This is a genomic window from Salinicola rhizosphaerae (assembly GCF_014652715.1).
Classification (GTDB): Bacteria; Pseudomonadota; Gammaproteobacteria; order Pseudomonadales; family Halomonadaceae; genus Salinicola; species Salinicola rhizosphaerae.
In genome coordinates, this window is sequence record NZ_BMZI01000001.1 from 486,163 (window position 1) to 503,917 (window position 17,755).

Here is a 17,755-nt window from a genome sequence, read left to right on the forward strand (position 1 = left end):
CTAGCCCCGATAATCGGACCATCGTTTCACGATCCGAGGAGTGGGCCACATGGAAGTCAAGACGTTCTTCGCGCAGAGCGGCGATGGCAGCGTGATTCCGCATGCCGACGTCAGCGTCTTTCGTCACGGCGAGGAGACCCCGGCCGACGATCTGGCGGACGCCGCCGGCAAGCCGATGCCCAACCCCTTTCAGGCCGGTGCGCAGGGCCAGATCCAGTTTGCGGCACCCAACGGCCACTACTGGCTGGAGGTTGCCAGCGCCCATTCGCGTCAGCGCCTGGATACACAGTTTTTCGACCAGGCCGCCGTATCGTCCGCGTCAGGCACCCAGTCTCTGACGCGAGCACTAGACCAGCGGCTGATCGTCGTCGACTCGGTCGACACGCTCAGAGGTTGGGATGGCGATCAGGTGCCCGATGGCAGCTTTCTGATCTGCCGACGTTTCTATCGGGACCGTCCTTTCGAGTTGAACGTAGAGCTGCAGCGCACCATCGCACTCGATGACCAGCAGCGTGCCGGAACGATGGCGTGGCTACCGGCTCACAATCCGTTGGACCCGCATTTTCATCACTTCACGCTCTGGGGCGATGACGGCGCGGCCTACGTGCATCCCAATCACGAGGTCAATCTGCTCAAGGTCGGCTTTCGCGCCGACTACCGCGATGGACGCGGCACGGATGAGTCGGCGAGGCTTCAGGAAACGCTCGACAAGACCCCCTACCGCACGAAGTATTTGCCGGATCTGCCTAACGGAGAAGGTCTGTACGTCGGCGACCACCGCGTTTCCCTGCGGTCCGGAACGCGGCTGATCGGCGATGGCCCACAGGCCAACAGCCGGTTGATCAGCGACTACGCGGCCACGTCATTTCGCGACGGTCTGCTCTGGCTGAGGGAAGACCATGTCATCGAGGCGTGGAAGAACGGCAGACCGGAAGGCGACGTGAACGCCGCATTCAGCCGCGACATCGAGATCAGCGGGTTGACGTTCGAGGCCAGCGATTTCGCCAGCGCAGCCGTGGCGATGGTGTGTGTCCGAGACGTCTTTTATCAGCGCAACCATCACCACCGCTGCGGTGGGATCAAGTTCTTCCATGAGCTCGAACTCAATGATCGCTACTCACTGGAGCATGAGGATGACCCCGAGACAGACAACGCCGTCATGGCGGGCTTCAATCCGGAGACGCCGGATGACCTCAATCAAAACCTGTTCATCAGCGAGTTGACTGGCGGCGCGCCGCGTTACAGCGTGAGGCGCGGCGAAGGGAGTCTCGCATCGGCCGTGCGGCTGAATTTCGTTCGCGACTTCAGTATCACGCACGTGCAGATGGCCTACTGCAATCTCTCGGGCTGGGGCGGCTCCGCCAGGGCTGGCAAGGGCGGAGAGCTACGCTGGATGCGACGTCTACGCGACGGCTATATCAGCGATGTGCACTGCAATCGCTCCAATGGCGCCATCTACTTCAACAATGCGCACAACGTGAAAGTCTTTGGCTGCAGTGCCCGAGAGGTCAGCGATACCGCCTTCGATCTCGAGGGCTGTACCTACTGCCTGTTCGACGGCATCTACTGCGTCGATGCCGGCAACTTCGCCATGTCGGTGTTCTACGCCACGCGAGGCAATGTCTTCAGGAACTTTCACGCGACACAGACCGGGACCGCGGCTCGCCTGCGGCAGCGCTACGGCACCAAGCGATTCAGCCCCGGGCTCGGTAAAACGATGTTTCGGCGCCTGGCGGGATTCGAGGATCCGGATTTCGATCAGGATGTGCGGCTCGAGACGGGCTCGTTCGTCTACGAAGGCGACGGATTCGGCGCCGTCATCGTCGATACCTGGGCCGACGTGACCTACCGCGACGTCCGGCACGAAAACGTGATGATGGACCTGCGCGGGCACAGCAATGCACAGTCCCAGTCGATCACCGACTGCCATTTTCTGTTTACGCGTCCCGCCAACGAGGACGATGTGCTGGTGGCCATCGGCACCAACCGCGAGCTTTACGGAAGCTGGCGCGGCGGTTCCATCGTTTCGACGGTGACGCAGCCGACCGGCGTCGTTCCCCTGCTGGCGCAGCTTCGCGCGTACGCTGGCACCGCCATCTACGATATCGAGAATCTGCGTATCGACGTCCCCGGTGCGGATACCGCCATGGTACTGGCCGATGCCAGACAGTCAGGACGCAGCCCCGCTCACGCCTTCAGGCTCCATGGCAACCTCATCCCGGCTGGCTCACGTCTGCTCAACGCCAACGTCAACGAGCTTTCCGGTGGCGCGCCGCTGCAGGTCGAACTCGTCAACAATCGCCACCTGGACTTCTCGCCCGTCGAGAAAATGCACATCGCCGAAGAGAGCGACCGTCAGTTCGCCTCGCTGGCTTTTGGCATTAAAGCCAGCCGCTGACGATCGACAAGTTCTACCGCAGGTCAGGCCGTTGCCAAGCGCTCAGGCTATCACCGGGCAGCGAGACTCTTGCCAGGCGGGCCGCATCGCAGCGCAGGTTCTCTCCAGACACGGTCACCGTGACGAAACGCAAAGCGCCCATCCGAGGATGGGCGCTGAATCGCTGATGGGCAGAACCTGAACCGAAATCAGGCAGTCGTCTCGGCCGTCGCGACGTTCACGATACCGGCAACACGATAAGGTTCTCGGCCGCGACAATGCGAAGGTCCGGCGAGAAGCCTCCTTCCTCGTCGAGCGCTCCGGCAGAGCGCGTCGTCTCGCCGCCACCTGTCGATATCGCGACCGCGGCACGCACGGGTAGCGTCATCATCGCACCACCGCAGAGTGTTACCAGCAGAAAACGCCGACGGGAGAGCGGTTTCTCGCCCATGACTGTCTCGACCGGCCCTGTCTCGACCGGCCCTGGCCCGATCTCTTCGAATCCGCGCGTCATCCCGCCACCCTTTGAGCACCAGTCGCGCCACGGTCGACGTTCCAGGCAAACAGAAACCGCACGATCGAGAGGCGTTGCGACAGCCACGCCAGCACGCAGCAGCTCGACAGAGCGATACAGAACAGGATTAGAAAGGCGAGATTGGCATCGGCTTCGGGCAGCGCCCGATAAACGACATTGATCGCCACCAACAGGACCGGAATATGGCCCACGTAGAGTACAATCGACTGACGTCCGCACCACTGCAGCGCGCCGGTGCAGCGCTGCAGCCAGCCCACCATGGCCAGACGCATCAGTGGTATGAGCGAAAGCAGCGAGATCAAGATATAGACTGGTGACAGCGGCGTGAACGGCAGCATGAAGCCGAGCAGGCAGAGTCCCGCCAGCGCCCACACGATCAGCGGATGGACCCCGGCCAGCCGCGAGACAAAACGATCCAGATTCTCCCCCAGCCATCCGCCTAGCATGAAGAACAACGCGTAGGCGACGATCTTCGCGGGTAGCGCCGGCGCGAAACCCACCAGTTTGTCCTCGTGGGGGATCAGCAACAGTTGCGGCGCATAACGGGAAGTCACGGCGTAGTAGAGCAGGTAGCAGGCCGCGGCAATGATCGGCGGCCAGGCGCCGCGCAGGCGGAACAGAAAGTAGGCGACGACGTAGTAGATGATCAGGCAGTAGAGAAACCACAGATAGTTGTAGGGATGAATCAATAGCGGAAACAGCTCCTCCGGCATTGGCTCCCCTAGCAGGACGAAGCGTGCGTAATAGAGCAGAAGCGCCACGAACGTCCACACGATATAGGGATGGACGATATTCTTCAGTTTACCGACGAAGAACCGTCTCCCGCCCTTGTTCATCGAGCGAACCAGCATCAAACCGGACAGAAACATCAGGACCGGCATCCTGAACGGCGCCAGGTACTCGGAGAGGATCGAAATCCACATCCACAATCCCTCGTAACGAATGGAGATCGCGAACTGGGAATGCATCATGATCACCAGGATCACTGCCGTTCCCCGCATTAGATCGATCCACCCGTATCGGGCTTTCGCACCACCCCCCATGGAGTCACCCCGTGTGTTGAAATGGAACAAGATCGCCCGCCGGCGGACGATGGACTCATGACGGCTGAACGCCCCCTCGCCGTTCAGCGTTCATCGGATTTCATCGGTGGACTGACGCCGATGTCACTCTCGCGCTTGCCCCCGCTCGGGCCGCAGCTGGCTCAGCTCCGCTCGGTGACCTCAAGCTGTGCCAGCCTGTGTGCAACGCGCAGACTGGTAGCGCTCAGACGCACCTGATCGAAGTCAGCGAGCGCCTGCTCGACGATCCGTTCGATCCGCGTCGTCTGCAGCAGTGCGAAAGTGTTGGTGAGGTGATGATCGTCGCGGTAGACCAGCACGTTTCCCTGGCGGGGATGGCAGTAGTCGTCATCGCAGAACAGGTCGCTCAAGTCGGCAAATCGCACGTTCTCGAGATGATAGGCCTGAGTCGGCGAGCGCCGGGCCAGCAGCTGGCTCCGGGGTTTGGCGCAGGCGCTGGCGGAATCTGGATGCAGATCGACGCATTCAGGCACGTCGTAACCGAACCAGGGATTGTCCCGCACCGCCAGCACGTCGACGCCGGCCCGCTCGAGCGCTCGCCACGAAGCGAGATAACCCGTGGGCACGGTCTCGTCCGTGCCCTGCCCTCGCGTCGCGTTGGTGAACACGAGGTCCGGGCGGATCTCGCCGATTCGCTTGACGACCCGCTCGTTCCACTCATGACAGGACGGATAGTTCATGTAGTCGGCGTTCGCGTCCAGCGAGAGCGTGCAGGCGCCTTTTGTCAGCGTGACCAATCGGAAATGCGCGTTCTCGGCCGCCGCCTTGAGCGGCCCGAGCCACTGTTGCGCATGCGAGCCGCCCGCCAGTACCACGATCCGCTCAGCGCGGGTATCGCCATATTCGCACTCGACGAGATTCGGATTGGTGGTCGTCTGATGACAGCCATCTTTCGAGGAGATCGGAAGATCCATGCTCGCGATCAGCGTCGGCGGATAGACCTGACCCGGCGCCGGGGCGCGTTCGTCGAGAAAGCGCGACAGTGCCTCATGCGCATCGGACCGACGCGCCTGATAATCCTGATACCAGGCCGATAGCGCCACCGTCGGTAGTGCCAGCAGCGCCACGCACGCTGCCAGCGAATAGATATTGTGCCGAGACAGCAGTGCCGAACGGCGTACCGGCGTCTCGAAGCACCAGGTCGTCAGATAGGCGAGAACGCCAGCGCCAAGAATGATTCCCGAACCCGCCAGGGCGCTGACATCGAAACTCCCGGTCGCGTAGCGATAGAAAGAGAGCAGCGGCCAGTGCCAGAGATAGAAAGAGAACGACATGTCGCCGAACCAGACGACGAAGCGATTGTTGAGAATCGCCATGTCACAGCGATTTCTCGCCGCGATGACGATCCCGCACGCTGCCAGGACCGGCACCAGCGCGACGGCCCCCGGAAACAGGGTCGAGACATTGAGGAAGAGTGCAAAGGTCAGCAGCACGATCAGCGACACCCAGCCGAGCACTCTGGCGACCGTCTGCGAAAGCGATATCCGCGACACGGCAAACGCCAGCAGACCGCCGATCGCAAACTCCCAGGCCCGCGCGAAGGTGTCGAAGTACGCCCACGGCTGGTTACGCGCGGTGATGTAAAGACTGTAGGCGAGCGAGACGACCACGATGCCGACCAGCACACCGATACAGACACGGCGGCGCTGCGGATCGAGTCGGCGGTCGATCAAGCCGGTCAGCCAGATCATCAGCGGGAACAGGAAGTAGAACTGTACCTGCACGGCAAGCGCCCAGAGTTGCTGGAACGGTGACGGCGGCGAACCCTTGCTGAGATAGTCCGTTGCCGTCATCGCCAGGGCCCAGTTCTCGAGAAACAGGGTCGAGGCCAGCGCGTGCTTGATCTGATTGCGCCACATCGAATCCGGCATCAGAAACAGCGATACGACAATGGTCGTCATGATCACCAGCGCGGCGCTCGGCACCACCCGCCGTAGCGTCTTGCTGTAATAATCGAGCAGTTCGCCGAGATTCGGCGGTGCCTTGCGCAGAAACGACCCGAAAATGAAAAACGCGGCAATCACGAAGAAGACATCCACCCCGCCGGATACCTTCTGAATCCAGATGTGATAGACGGCCACCATCAGTGCTGCGACCGCACGCAACCCCTGTATCTCGTACAGATAGCTAGGCTTCTGAGCCAACCTTCAACTCCTTTGAAAAGCTGGGTAGTGAATGGAAACGCTGGAAAGACACGACTTCAGTAGGCGTTATTGCCGGTAAAGCCTTTGAAAACGGTGAAGAAAATGATCTTGAGATCGAGCAACAGCGACCAGTTGTTGATGTACCAGAGATCGTGCTCCACACGCGCCTTCATCTTGTCCAGCGTGTCGGTCTCGCCGCGAAAACCCCGCACCTGCGCCCATCCGGTAATCCCCGGCTTGACCATATGGCGCTGCATGTAGGACTCGACCAGATCCTTGTAATACTCGTTGTGCGCCAGCGCGTGCGGACGCGGGCCGACGATCGACATCCGCCCCTGCAGCACGTTGATGAACTGCGGCAGCTCATCGAGCGACGTTCGACGTAGAAAGGCCCCGACGCGTGTGATACGCGGGTCGCGACGCGTCGCCTGAGACACGTGGCCTTCCGCCTCCTGATGAACCTTCATCGAGCGGAATTTGTAGACCTGTACGTCGTGCCCGCTGGCCCCGGTGCGTAGCTGCTTGAACAGTACCGGCCCCGGTGAGGAAATCTTGACCGCAACGGCGCACGCCAGGCAGACCGGCGCGATCAGCAGCAGAATCAGTCCGCCGATCACGATGTCCTCGAGGCGCTTGACCCACAGCGCGCTGCCGGAGATCGGGCTGACGCTCAGATCGATGGCATGATTACCGGCGATGTGGCTGACGCGGTGATTGAGCAGCGGGATATCGGCGAAGTGAGGGATGAAGCGAATTTCGAGCGGCAGGTGACGCAGGTTGTACATGATCGAGCGAACGTGCTCGCCTTCGGAGACCGGCAGGCAGATCCACACCTCGTCGGCACCGGAGTGCTCCACACGCCGAGCGAGATTGCGCGGCGCTTTTTCCGCACGCAGCACCCGGCCTCGGCAGACGCCGGCAATGGCGTAGCCCTGCTCCTGGTTCTGCCGCAGCGAGCGCGCGACCTCCAGCAGATGCTCTTCCGGGCCGACCAGAAACACCTTGCGGCGATTGCGCACGTTGCCGTTATGAACCATCGCCAGCATCATCAGCAGCGCACGGGATGCCGCTACCAGGCAGAACGACAGCATGAAGGTGAATACCAGCCACTGACGCGATACCAGCTCGGATAGCTTGAGCAGATACATCAGAATGCTGACTGCGGCGAAGACGGCCGCCCAGACCCACAGGAGGCGATAGATCCGGCTGCGCAATCGCGTCGACCGCCACTTGCTGTAGCCGCCGCCGCAGAGGTTGATCAGCACCACGGAGAGCGCCATGACGATCAGCACCAGTCCGTTGACGCTATCCAGCCGGGGCGTCTGGAAGCGAATTTCGCTGGCCAGCATGCCCGCCGCCAGAATGGCGAGCACGTCGATCAACGGCGCGATCCTTCTGACAGGGTTCAGACTTTTCATATTCGTTCTCCCGTTACCTCGAGGGGTGATCCCTGAAACGTCTTGCGATGAAACCTGCGTTATTCAGATGAACTGACGCTGCCGGAGATAACCGACGACCTGGTCGGCCACCTCGCGCGGCGAGAGACTGCCGTCGTTGACGACATGGATCTCCGGGGCGTCCGGTCTTTCGTAAGGTGAGTCGATACCCGTGAAATTCTTGATTTCGCCACTGCGAGCGCGCTGATAGAGACCCTTGGGGTCGCGACCTTCGCAGGTGTCGAGCGGCGCATCGACGAAGACCTCGATGAAATCGCCCTCTCGCATGAGGTCTCGAACCGCCGCGCGTTCCGAACGAAAAGGCGAAATGAACGCCGACAGCGTGATCACGCCGGCATCGACGAACAGCTTCGACATCTCGCCAATTCGGCGAATGTTTTCGATACGATCGGCATCGGTGAAACCCAGGTCGCCGTTCATGCCCTTGCGCACGTTGTCGCCGTCGAGCAGATAGGTCAGCTTGCGCTGTTCGTGCAGACGCTCTTCGACCAGCCCCGCAATGGTCGATTTTCCGGAGCCGGACAGGCCGGTAAACCAGAGCAGACAGGCGCGCTGACCATTAAGGAATTCCCGGTGATGCCGACAGATCTTGTGGGCGTGCCAAACGGTATTGGCGGTCGTGCCAGACTTGTCGCTCATGCGCGTGTTCTCGTCCATGTGATAGTCGATTCGCGGGTCATTTCTTGAACACGCCAACCAGCTGCTCCTTTTCGAACACCAGTAGCGCGTTGATCTTCTTCGACTCCATCAGCGTCAGCGCGTCTTCGACGCGGGCCTTGGGCGAAATCCGCGAGGCCTGAGGCGTCATGAAGTCGTAGGCCTTGCGCGAGAAGACATACTCGCCGTACTTCTCGATCGCGCGGCGCAGGTCACCGTCGGTGATCACCCCCCAGCTATCGTTGTGCTGGACGACGGCCATGCCCAACTGGCCGCGAGACATCGCCTGGATCACGTCCAGCACTTCCGCCTCGGCCTTGACCAGCGGCAGGTTTTCGCTGCGCATCTCGTTCTCGACACGGCTCAACAATCGCCGGCCGAGCGAACCGCCGGGGTGGAAGCGAGCAAAGTTCTCCGGCTGAAAATCGCGCGCCTTCATCAGCGTCACGGCCAGCGCATCGCCCATGGCCAGCGTAGCGGTCGTGGAAGAGGTGGGCGCCAGCTGCAGGGGGCATGCCTCTTCCACCACGCCGATATCGAGATGGCTATGAGAGGCACGCGCCAGCGTCGAGTCGCGATTGCCGGTCATACCGACCAGATAGTTGCCGTTGTCCTTGAGGTAGGGAATCAGCTTGATCACCTCCTCCGTTTCGCCGGAGTTGGAGATCGCCAGAAAGACATCGTGCTGGGTCACCATGCCGAGATCGCCGTGATAGGCCTCGCCAGGGTGCATGAAGAAACTCGGCGTGCCGGTACTGGCAAGCGTCGCTGCAATCTTGCGGCCGACGATGCCGGATTTGCCCATGCCGCAGATGATGACCCTGCCCGGCGTCTGCAGAATGGCGTCGACGGCTTCGCAGAGATCGTTGTCGAGCTTTCTGGACACATCCAGCAACGACTCCGCTTCCTTGACGAAGACCTGTCTGGCGCTTTCGAGATATTCGAGGTTCATGATTCTCTCCTGGCTCTGACCTGCGAGATCGAAGTGAAGGCAGCGCCGTATTCGAGACGACGACGGACGCAGCGAAACGCCGCTGTCGAGCGGAAGTCGTCGAGTCGGAAGACGGTCGATGTCGTGGAGTCGTAAAAATCGAAGCGCCGCCATCCAGGCAGATGACGGCAGTGGCAGCGGGTTCGATCCGCTGCCCAAAGCGCCGGGGTGGCGCTTGAGGGTCGAGACGCCATCGGCATCTCGGCCCTTACCGCAAACGCAATCGGCTACTGCACCAGGGTGCGCAGTGCCTCGTCGTCGCCAAGCATGTGGGCGTACATATCGGCTAGCGACAGCCCTTTGGCCGCGAGCAGGTCTTCCGCGACTTCGCGCGCTACACCTCGGCCGCCGCGCGCCTGGGTCACATGACGGGCGGTGGCCAGCACCAGCGGGTGGGCATCCGCGGGCGCATAGCTGGCACCGATGATCTTCATCACCGGAATGTCGATGATGTCGTCGCCCACGAAGGCGATGCGCGCCGGCGAGATCCCATGCTCTTCGGCGATCTCGCGGATCGCGTCGAGCTTCTGGCTGAAGCCGATCTTGATGACCTCCATGCCGAGCTGTGTGGCACGCGTCTTGAGCGGCTGGCTGGACTTGGCCGACAGCACGCCACTTTTGATACCGTGCTGGCGCAGGAGCCCCGAAGCGACACCGTCGCGCACGTTGAACGGTTTGAGCGCCTCGCCTTCCGGGCCGATCAGCAGCGTGCCGTCAGTCAGAACACCATCGACATCGAAAAGCACCAGCTCGATATCGGCGCGCGGATCAATGTGATTTGAGCTCGCGCCGCTCATCAGTCGATCTCGACGTGCGGCAGGCTCTTGACCAGATCATCGACCGCCTTGATCTGGGCGAGAAATGGCTCGAGCTTATCGAGCGGCAAGGCGCTCGGGCCGTCGCAGCGCGCGCGATCCGGGTCGGGATGCGCTTCCAGAAACAGTCCCGCAAGACCGACGGCCATCCCGGAGCGCGCGAGCTCGAGCACCTGGCGACGGCGACCGCCGGAGGCCTCGGCCGTTGGATCACGCCGTTGCAGGCTGTGCGTGACATCGAAGATCACCGGGGCATCGCCGCTGACATCCATCATCTCGCGGAAGCCGAGCATATCGACGACCAGATTGTCATAACCGAAGCAGCTACCGCGCTCGCACAGGATGACCTGCTCATTACCGGCTTCGGCGCACTTGGAGACGATATTCTTGACCTGACCTGGGCTCAGGAACTGCGGTTTCTTGACGTTGATCGGCTTGCCGGTCTTCGCCATGGCCACGACCAGATCGGTTTGACGCGCGAGAAACGCCGGCAGTTGAAGAACATCGGCAACCTCGGCGACCGGCGCCGCCTGCTCGATTTCATGCACATCGGTAATGACCGGCACTTCGAATTCGCGTTTGACGGTCTCGAAAATACGCACACCTTCTTCCAGGCCGACGCCTCGGAAGGAGTGGATCGACGACCGATTGGCCTTGTCGAACGAGGCCTTGAAGACATAGGGAATTCCAAGCTTGCGGGTCACCTCGACATACGCTTCGCAGGCTTTGAGCGTACTGTCGAGATCTTCCAGAACGTTGATGCCACCAAACAGCGTAAAGGGCGCATCGTTCGCGACCGTCAAGCCGGCAATCGGTACGGATTTCATTAAGCTACCTCGCTTTTCTTTCGGGCCACTTCACTGCGGTCCGTGACGTGCAATCTTGCGCGATCCATCAGCTTGGCGAAGTTCGCCTCGCTGAACGGAGTATCCTGGAAATAGTCTTCATCCACCAGGTAATGGCCAATGTAGGCCGCCAGTCGTCGCTCGCTGAACTGCGCATAGAAGGTATTGCCGAGGAACGTCACCGGCTTGTCGAGCAGCTTGGCTTCGAGACCGACCGTGGAGTTGATCGTGACCGCCTCGACCGCCCGATCCAGCAGCTGGAAGGTATTTTCATTGACGATCAGAAATCCGTGCTCCTGGCGAAGCTTGGACAGAATCGAGGGTATCGCCTGATTGATTTCTGCCGGATGTGGCTTGATCACCAGCTTTAGCCCTTTCTCCCTGGCCATGGCGATGGCGTCCTTGAGTCCGTCGATCACGCTCTCCTTGTGATAGTTCAGGATGATCTGCGCGTCCGTGCTGACCTGCATGGGGAAAAAGAGATAAGGAGTTTCCCAGTCCATGGCATCGAGCGCCACGTCGTCGGCTTTCTTCAGCTTATTCAGCTCGTCGAAGCCGTAGGCGTTTTCACCGGCGTAACCGAGAATTGCTTCGACGCGACAGCTCATGACCTGAACGAATTTCTGAAATACCGTCTTTAAATCGAGTTTGCGGGCCTGCCCGATGACATGCTTTTTCATGCGAGCGGCCGTGTAGTCACGCTTCCAGGCACGAAACGCTTCCAGGTCGACCGAGAACTCGTCCAACACCTCGACATGCTGGTAGAGGTAGGACTGCATATCGGTCCCCTGTGGATCGGCAAACGTCTTGTTGCCGATGTTGCCATAGCCGGTGTAAAGCAGATCGATGCCATTGGCGCGAGCGTAATCGGCCAGGGCCGACTGCGAGGCCAGCCGACCGCTTGGCAAAATATAGAGATCCCAGCCGTGCTTTGGCTGCTCGCGTTCGATGAAGTCGAAAAAGCCCGAGTAGACACGACAAGCCTGCGCATAGGTCAGCCGGCCGGTGAGAATGCTGAAGTTGTCCTCACGGCAGCTCCTGCCCTGCCCGCGACGTGGCATGAACACCGTCTCGCCCTTCAGCTTCAAATAGACGAACATGATCGCGTTGTTGGCAACGAAATCGACACGGCAGGCCTTGGCATTCGGCGCCGCGAAGACTCGCTTGAAGAAGCGATAGTCTTCCGGGTTCGAGATATTGATGAGCACCTGGCTATACATAGACCTGTCCGTTGTCCTGGTAGAGTTTGAGAAGTTCGCTGTTCATGCTGGCGGGCGAGAAGTCGCGCTCGTAACAGTCGCGACAGCGCTGGCGCATCGCTGGCTGATCGCTAGCCTCGAAGGCCGCCACGGCCTCGCCTAGCGAGGCGCTAAAATCATCGAAATCGAACACGAAACCGGTCTCGCCGTTAGCGACCAGCTCCGGCAGTGCACCACGGTTCGAGCAGATCACCGGCGTGGCGTTGCGGTAGGCTTCCAGTACCACCAGCCCGAAACCCTCCCATCGGCTGGGGACGATCAGCGCTTTCGCGCGGGCGATCAGTCCGTCCAGCGTGGCGTTGTCCATCCACCCGAGAAACTCCATGTTGGATCGCGGTTCGAATTCGCTATCCGCATCGACGACGTTGCCGCCGACGATTTTCAGCGTCGGCAGATCTTCGCCCCAGAAGTCATAGAGCTGATCGAAACCTTTCTGACGGTCGAAGCGACCGATGAACAGGTAGAAATCTTCCTTCTCGGTCGCCGCGACCGCCTCTCCGGTATCGCGCACGCAGTTCTTGATCAGCATCGTCTTGTCACCCATGCCGGCATCAGCCAGCAGCGACTGCTCGTACTCGGAGATGGCCACGATGCCGTCAGTGCGCTGATAGAGCGCGCGCTCAACCCACTGGATGCCCTGCTGCTTCAATCCGGAGATACGATGCGGATCGAACGCCACGCCATGTGGCTGATAGATTAACCGCGCACCTTTCAGCGAGATCGGCAGCGCTCGGCACAGAAATCCCGCGAAAGTGCTATGGACATGGACGACATCCGGGCGCTGTTCTCCGATGGCGCCGGGTAGACGCGTCGCCAGATGGCGCAAGCGCTGAAGCCGTCCCCCGCCCTGGAAACCGATCAGCTCGATCTTGTCGCCGAAACCCGCCGTTTCCCCCAGATTGATCTCTTCGCGCTGCGCCTCGGGGAGCAGTACCGACACGCCGGTGACCTCCTCGCGCCGAGCCTGCTCCGCCACGACATTGTTCAGATAGGTCGCGATGCCACCGGTGACCGTTTCACAGACATGCAGGATTTTCATGGGGATCACTCGCTAAAGGAGAGCATGACCAACAGGGAATAGATGACGAAGGTCGGCACCAGCACCAGAGCCGCGTCGGAAAACGTCGCCACCCAGTACATCACGCAGCCGATGCTGGCACTGCGACTGACCGGCCGGGACACGTCGAACAGACTGCGCGCACTGATGACATTGGAGAAGAACATCAGAAACGGGATCAGCGAGATCAGCCCGACGAATTCGGCAAACGACACATAAGGAATTTCGTAAGACCAGGTCAGCGGTGACGTCGAGATCAGCCCCGCGTCGAAGAAATAGGAGAGATACGCGGCTCGTCCTCCCAGATTGCTGTCGAACAGGAAGGTGACGTCCTGGCCCATGATGCCGAGCAAGCCGATGATCCCCGGCACGACGAGGCAGAGCGCCGCGCAGATCAGTATCAGGCGCTTGACCGAAATCGCGCGATTGAAGATCAGGTACTCGAATACGCAGTAGACCATCAGCAAGGCCCACGCCGTTCGGGACAGGGTCAGCATGATCGACAGCATCGCCAGAATGACCCAATACCTGCGCTTCTCGATAACCGTGTAGACCGGCAGCAGCATGATCATGCACACCGCGTAGATATTGCCGTTGTTATAGGTCGAGAAAAGTTTGTAGAGCCCACCACGATCGTTCATCTTCGCTTCGAGTGTCAGTTCGGCGCCGAAGGTCGTGGTCAACATCGGAATCGAGAAATACTGCCCGGTACCGATCTTGAAGACGAAGAGAAAGAGCCCGAACCCCACGGCAAAACGGATCGCGTTTTTCAGACACCGCAGCAAATACTGAATTTCCTGCGGCCCCAATCGCTTGGACCACAGATAAAAGAAGATCGGCACCATGATCAGCGCCATGATGTAGCCGAAATAGACGCCGACGCTGCCCGGCCCGTTGATTAACGTGATCGTCAAAAAAAGCAGCCAGAACGGCACCAGCATCCAGACATAGATAGAGTAACGATCTTGTCTGACCAACTTGCCCTGGCTCAACATGGCCTTCAACAACAGGATCGGGAAAGACAGAGCAATGAGCAGATAGATCGTATTGAGCGGGATACCGCCTATCGCGACTCCGGATTTAGGCAGCGCGACCGCAAATGTTGCCACTAAAGCCACAAACAGACGTTTGGCGTTGATAACCAGCATGCTACTTGACCAGTCCCTGGTAACAGTCATTGATTCCATCGCCGGGTCTCAACCTGGATAACGCAATGGAGAACGTGAAAACGAAAATCGCACGGCAGAGTGTGGATACCCGCCTCACGATTTATCGAATGATCGGCCGTTCCGGCATACGGTCTTACGCCGCGATCACCTCGTTTCCTCGAGGCGGGTCTCAAGCGGTATAGCCGAATACCTTCATGTCCCGGTCGTAGAGGCGACAGGCGATATCGATCAACTCGGGATCATAGTAGTCCCGATACCCCTGCCGCTCGGTTCGGTTGACGACCTGCAACGGAGAGACATCAGCGAGTTTGAGATCACCGGCGATCCGTTCGTAATCTCTTTCGATATTTTCGTAACGACCGATATAGTCGACCAGCACACTTTCATTGGCATCGCAGAGAAAACGGGTTTGAGGTCGAAAATGCACCCAGCTGAGAACCTGACGACGATACTTCGGCTGTGTATCCAGTTTTCTTAGGAACTCGCCAAAGTCGGAAGTCTTGGCAAGGTACTTGTCTCGGAAGGCCTGATCATATCGCCCGATGCCGCCCTTGTTCAGGTAGACATACGCGGACACCAGACGATCGAGAGGATGACGAACGAAACCGAACTTGTAGTATCGATCGAAGCGGTTCGCATCATAGCGCCGATAGGTAGCAGCTTCGTCATGACCGTGAGCCGAGACGCCGAAGAGTGCCTGAAAGATACTATTACCGGCCGTTTTTGGAACATGGACGAAAACGACGCCATTTTTCTCTTCATGCTCGGAATAGGGATTCACCATGTTTCGATACAGTTTATCTTTCCATTCCAATGGCAGACAGTCATTGGCTTTTAGAATGAAAGACTTCGCAACACGACTCTTTTTCAAGTAATAACGTGTCTGGATCAGTAGGCTCATGGAGGTGCCCTTCAAGGACGTTGGCAAGTTCTGTCGTAGACAAGCACGGGAAACCGTTGGCCAATGACTGGCCAACGAGTTTCATTCAGCATTCCGAGGAGATGGATCGATGCCTGGGAACGGCACCGATCTTGCGATCTCACTTCTTGCTTTCAGTCGCGCGAGCGTTGAATGAGCGCGCGCAGATCTTTCGCCTCCCAGTGCGGGAAGTGCTTGCGGATCAGCGCGTTGAACTCGACCTCGAATGCCTGCCAGTCGACTTCGTGCTCGCCGGCATCCCCGACGTCAGCGAGCGCCCCGCGCACCAGCCCCGCCCCGACGGTGATGTTCGTCAGGCGGTCGATCACCACGAAGCTGCCCGTGCCCGGGCTCTTGCGGTAGTCATCCAGCGGCACGCTCGCGGTCAGCGCCACCCGGCAGCGGCCGATGGCATTGAGCGGCAGACTCTCCGATGCCTGATGTTCGAGCGTGTTGACGTCGATCTGATAGTCGATCGCGGCGATCTTGCCGGCGATCTCCTGGGTGCCGATCTTGAAGTCGTAAAGACGCCCGGGCTCGAGCGCGGTGTCGTGCATCCAGACGATGTCGGCTTCCAGCGCGCTCGACTGGGCGACGTCGGCATCCGCCGCGACCAGCCAGTCACCGCGAGAGATGTCGATCTCGTCCGTCAGCGTCACGGTGATCGCCTGGCCGGGATAGGCTTCTTCGAGATCGCCGTCGTAGGTGACGAGGCGCTCGACGGTGGAGAGCTTGCCTGAAGGCAGCGCCTTGACCGACTGGCCGGGACGCAGGATGCCGGCCTCGAGCGTGCCGCAGTAGCCGCGGAAATCGAGGTTGGGCCGGTTGACGTACTGCACGGGGAAGCGCAGGTCGGAGAGATTGGCGTCGTGGGCCACTTCGACCGTCTCGAGCAGTTCGAGCAGCGCCGGCCCCGGCTGTCCATCGACCCGGTACCAGTCCATCTGCTCGCTGCGGTTGACGACGTTGTCGCCTTCGAGCGCGGACATCGGCACGAAGCGGATGTCGGTGGCGTCGAGCTTCTCGGCGAACGCGCGATACTCGGCGACGATCTCGTCAAAGCGCGACTCGGCGTAGTCGACCAGGTCCATCTTGTTGACCGCAATCACCAGATGCTGGATACCCAGCAGGTCGGCGATGAAGCTGTGGCGGCGGGTCTGGGTCTGCACGCCGTGGCGGGCATCGATCAGAATGATCGCCAGGCTCGCGGTCGAGGCGCCGGTCGCCATGTTGCGGGTGTACTGCTCGTGGCCCGGGGTGTCGGCGATGATGAACTTGCGCTTGTCGGTGGAGAAGAAACGGTAGGCGACATCGATAGTGATGCCCTGCTCCCGCTCCGATTGCAGGCCGTCGACCAGCAGCGCCAGATCGACCTTGTCGCCGGTCGTCCCGCTGGTTTTCGAGGCCTGGGTGATCGCGGCGAGCTGGTCTTCATAGATCATCTTGGAGTCGTGCAGCAGCCGCCCGATCAGGGTCGACTTGCCGTCATCGACGCTGCCGCAGGTGATGAAACGCAAGAGATCCTTGTTCTCGTGCTCCTTCAAATAGGCTTCGATGTTTTCCGCGATCAATCCGGACTGGTGAGACATTGGGCAAACCCCGCTAGCTGTAAGCTGTAAGCCGCAAGCTGTAAGTCACCCCACAGCCCATCGCTTCCAGCTCTCGATTCATTCGTTATCCAGAGTGACTATCAACCCGTTGAGCATCGAAGATATCTCTCGGGTTTCCTGCAACCACCGCTGGCCTTGCTGATGTTCGATATAGCCGATTTCCATGCCGATATAGACCTGAGTACGCAACTCGGCACAAGAGCCTCTGGCAACGACCAGGAAGTGGCGTTTGTCCTTACTCGTATACCGGCTCATACCCTCGGCAATGTTGCTAGGAATGGAAAGTCCTGAACGCGTGACCTGGTCTCGAAAGCCAAAATCACGCAGGGCGGAAAAGGTCTTGTAGAGCTCAGCTGACAAGCGTGCCGAGCGTTTCCAAACCTGCAATCTTTCAAAATTCATGAATTCACTCCAAGCCGCAAGCCAATAAAAAAGCGCTTTTACCTGCAAAATCAAAAGGTTCTGGCTTTTGATCTTTCTTACAGCTTAAAGCTTATGGCTTCCAGCTCTCTAACGCGCCTCTGGCGCGTTAGAAGTACCCTTCGCGCTTTTTCTTCTCCATCGAGCCCACCTGATCCTTGTCGATGGCGCGGCCGGAGCGCTCGGAGGTGCGGGTCAGCAGCATCTCCTGGATGATCTCGGGCAACGTGGCGGCTTTGGATTCCACGGCGCCGGTCAGCGGGTAGCAGCCGAGCGTGCGGAAGCGCACCCACTTCTCTTCGGGCACTTCGCCGGGTTCGAGCGGCAGACGCTCGTCGTCGACCATCACCAGCATGCCGTCGCGCTCGACCACCGGGCGCGGCGCGGAGTAGTAGAGCGGCACGATGGGGATCGATTC

The 17,755-nt window shown here is 59.9% G+C and carries 15 protein-coding genes and 1 pseudogene; 1 reads left to right on the top strand and 15 read right to left on the bottom strand.

The window, feature by feature from the left end; all coding sequences use genetic code 11:
- Positions 1-49: 49 nt before the first annotated feature.
- Positions 50-2,398: a hypothetical protein gene (locus IE125_RS02155; RefSeq protein ID WP_189442933.1), complete on the top strand. Its 2,349-nt coding sequence runs from the start codon at positions 50-52 to the stop codon at positions 2,396-2,398.
- Between the two features lie 217 nt (positions 2,399-2,615).
- Here the strand turns inward: IE125_RS02155 and IE125_RS02160 are convergent, their stop codons facing one another.
- The 15 genes and pseudogenes from IE125_RS02160 to IE125_RS02230 form a co-directional block, all read right to left on the bottom strand.
- Positions 2,616-2,891, bottom strand: coding sequence for a hypothetical protein (locus IE125_RS02160; protein ID WP_189442934.1), 276 nt, complete (start codon positions 2,889-2,891; stop codon positions 2,616-2,618).
- Complete coding sequence (locus IE125_RS02165) at positions 2,888-3,955, bottom strand: acyltransferase family protein (RefSeq protein WP_268249085.1); 1,068 nt, start codon at positions 3,953-3,955, stop codon at positions 2,888-2,890. Before IE125_RS02165 ends, IE125_RS02160 begins: the two co-directional genes overlap by 4 nt.
- Before the next feature lie 161 nt (positions 3,956-4,116).
- Entirely contained in the window at positions 4,117-6,138 is a 2,022-nt protein-coding gene (locus tag IE125_RS02170) for an acyltransferase family protein (protein ID WP_189442936.1), read from the bottom strand.
- 56 nt (positions 6,139-6,194) lie between these two features.
- A complete protein-coding gene (locus IE125_RS02175) occupies positions 6,195-7,556 on the bottom strand; it encodes an undecaprenyl-phosphate glucose phosphotransferase (protein WP_189442937.1) in 1,362 nt (453 codons plus the stop codon).
- Positions 7,557-7,619: 63 nt separating this feature from the next.
- A complete protein-coding gene (gene cysC / locus IE125_RS02180) occupies positions 7,620-8,234 on the bottom strand; it encodes an adenylyl-sulfate kinase (protein ID WP_229808872.1) in 615 nt (204 codons plus the stop codon).
- Positions 8,235-8,271: 37 nt separating this feature from the next.
- The gene (locus IE125_RS02185) at positions 8,272-9,204 is read right to left on the bottom strand and encodes a KpsF/GutQ family sugar-phosphate isomerase (RefSeq protein ID WP_229808873.1); all 933 of its coding nucleotides are present in this window, start codon (positions 9,202-9,204) and stop codon (positions 8,272-8,274) included.
- 266 nt (positions 9,205-9,470) lie between these two features.
- On the bottom strand, positions 9,471-10,040 hold the full coding sequence (locus IE125_RS02190; protein WP_189442938.1) for a KdsC family phosphatase: 570 nt from the start codon (positions 10,038-10,040) through the stop codon (positions 9,471-9,473).
- Positions 10,040-10,885, bottom strand: coding sequence for a 3-deoxy-8-phosphooctulonate synthase (gene kdsA, locus IE125_RS02195; protein WP_189442939.1), 846 nt, complete (start codon positions 10,883-10,885; stop codon positions 10,040-10,042). Before kdsA ends, IE125_RS02190 begins: the two co-directional genes overlap by 1 nt.
- Positions 10,885-12,123, bottom strand: a complete 1,239-nt coding sequence (locus IE125_RS02200) for a capsular polysaccharide export protein, LipB/KpsS family (RefSeq protein WP_189442940.1) — start codon at positions 12,121-12,123, stop codon at positions 10,885-10,887. Before IE125_RS02200 ends, kdsA begins: the two co-directional genes overlap by 1 nt.
- Entirely contained in the window at positions 12,116-13,201 is a 1,086-nt protein-coding gene (locus IE125_RS02205; RefSeq protein ID WP_189442941.1) for a glycosyltransferase family 4 protein, read from the bottom strand. The genes IE125_RS02200 and IE125_RS02205 overlap by 8 nt, the downstream gene beginning before the upstream one ends.
- A 5-nt stretch (positions 13,202-13,206) precedes the next feature.
- Positions 13,207-14,367, bottom strand: coding sequence for a hypothetical protein (locus IE125_RS02210; protein WP_189442942.1), 1,161 nt, complete (start codon positions 14,365-14,367; stop codon positions 13,207-13,209).
- 190 nt (positions 14,368-14,557) lie between these two features.
- Entirely contained in the window at positions 14,558-15,289 is a 732-nt protein-coding gene (locus IE125_RS02215; protein ID WP_189442943.1) for a sulfotransferase family 2 domain-containing protein, read from the bottom strand.
- A gap of 152 nt (positions 15,290-15,441) precedes the next feature.
- A complete protein-coding gene (gene cysN, locus IE125_RS02220) occupies positions 15,442-16,896 on the bottom strand; it encodes a sulfate adenylyltransferase subunit CysN (protein WP_189442944.1) in 1,455 nt (484 codons plus the stop codon).
- A gap of 78 nt (positions 16,897-16,974) precedes the next feature.
- A complete protein-coding gene (locus tag IE125_RS02225; RefSeq protein ID WP_110717955.1) occupies positions 16,975-17,319 on the bottom strand; it encodes a four helix bundle protein in 345 nt (114 codons plus the stop codon).
- A gap of 127 nt (positions 17,320-17,446) precedes the next feature.
- Positions 17,447-17,755: pseudogene (locus IE125_RS02230) on the bottom strand (sulfate adenylyltransferase subunit CysD); the annotation flags it as partial.

What these genes read in the sequence shown, in the direction of transcription:
- cysC (WP_229808872.1), bottom strand. Translation starts at nt 8,234, where the DNA reads ATGAGCGACAAGTCTGGCACGACCGCCAATACCGTTTGGCACGCCCAC.
- IE125_RS02175 (WP_189442937.1), bottom strand. Translation starts at nt 7,556, where the DNA reads ATGAAAAGTCTGAACCCTGTCAGAAGGATCGCGCCGTTGATCGACGTG.
- kdsA (WP_189442939.1), bottom strand. Translation starts at nt 10,885, where the DNA reads ATGAAATCCGTACCGATTGCCGGCTTGACGGTCGCGAACGATGCGCCC.
- IE125_RS02210 (WP_189442942.1), bottom strand. Translation starts at nt 14,367, where the DNA reads ATGCTGGTTATCAACGCCAAACGTCTGTTTGTGGCTTTAGTGGCAACA.
- cysN (WP_189442944.1), bottom strand. Translation starts at nt 16,896, where the DNA reads ATGTCTCACCAGTCCGGATTGATCGCGGAAAACATCGAAGCCTATTTG.
- IE125_RS02155 (WP_189442933.1), top strand. Translation starts at nt 50, where the DNA reads ATGGAAGTCAAGACGTTCTTCGCGCAGAGCGGCGATGGCAGCGTGATT.
- IE125_RS02215 (WP_189442943.1), bottom strand. Translation starts at nt 15,289, where the DNA reads ATGAGCCTACTGATCCAGACACGTTATTACTTGAAAAAGAGTCGTGTT.
- IE125_RS02185 (WP_229808873.1), bottom strand. Translation starts at nt 9,204, where the DNA reads ATGAACCTCGAATATCTCGAAAGCGCCAGACAGGTCTTCGTCAAGGAA.
- IE125_RS02160 (WP_189442934.1), bottom strand. Translation starts at nt 2,891, where the DNA reads ATGACGCGCGGATTCGAAGAGATCGGGCCAGGGCCGGTCGAGACAGGG.
- IE125_RS02200 (WP_189442940.1), bottom strand. Translation starts at nt 12,123, where the DNA reads ATGTATAGCCAGGTGCTCATCAATATCTCGAACCCGGAAGACTATCGC.
- IE125_RS02225 (WP_110717955.1), bottom strand. Translation starts at nt 17,319, where the DNA reads ATGAATTTTGAAAGATTGCAGGTTTGGAAACGCTCGGCACGCTTGTCA.
- IE125_RS02165 (WP_268249085.1), bottom strand. Translation starts at nt 3,955, where the DNA reads ATGGGGGGTGGTGCGAAAGCCCGATACGGGTGGATCGATCTAATGCGG.
- IE125_RS02190 (WP_189442938.1), bottom strand. Translation starts at nt 10,040, where the DNA reads ATGAGCGGCGCGAGCTCAAATCACATTGATCCGCGCGCCGATATCGAG.
- IE125_RS02205 (WP_189442941.1), bottom strand. Translation starts at nt 13,201, where the DNA reads ATGAAAATCCTGCATGTCTGTGAAACGGTCACCGGTGGCATCGCGACC.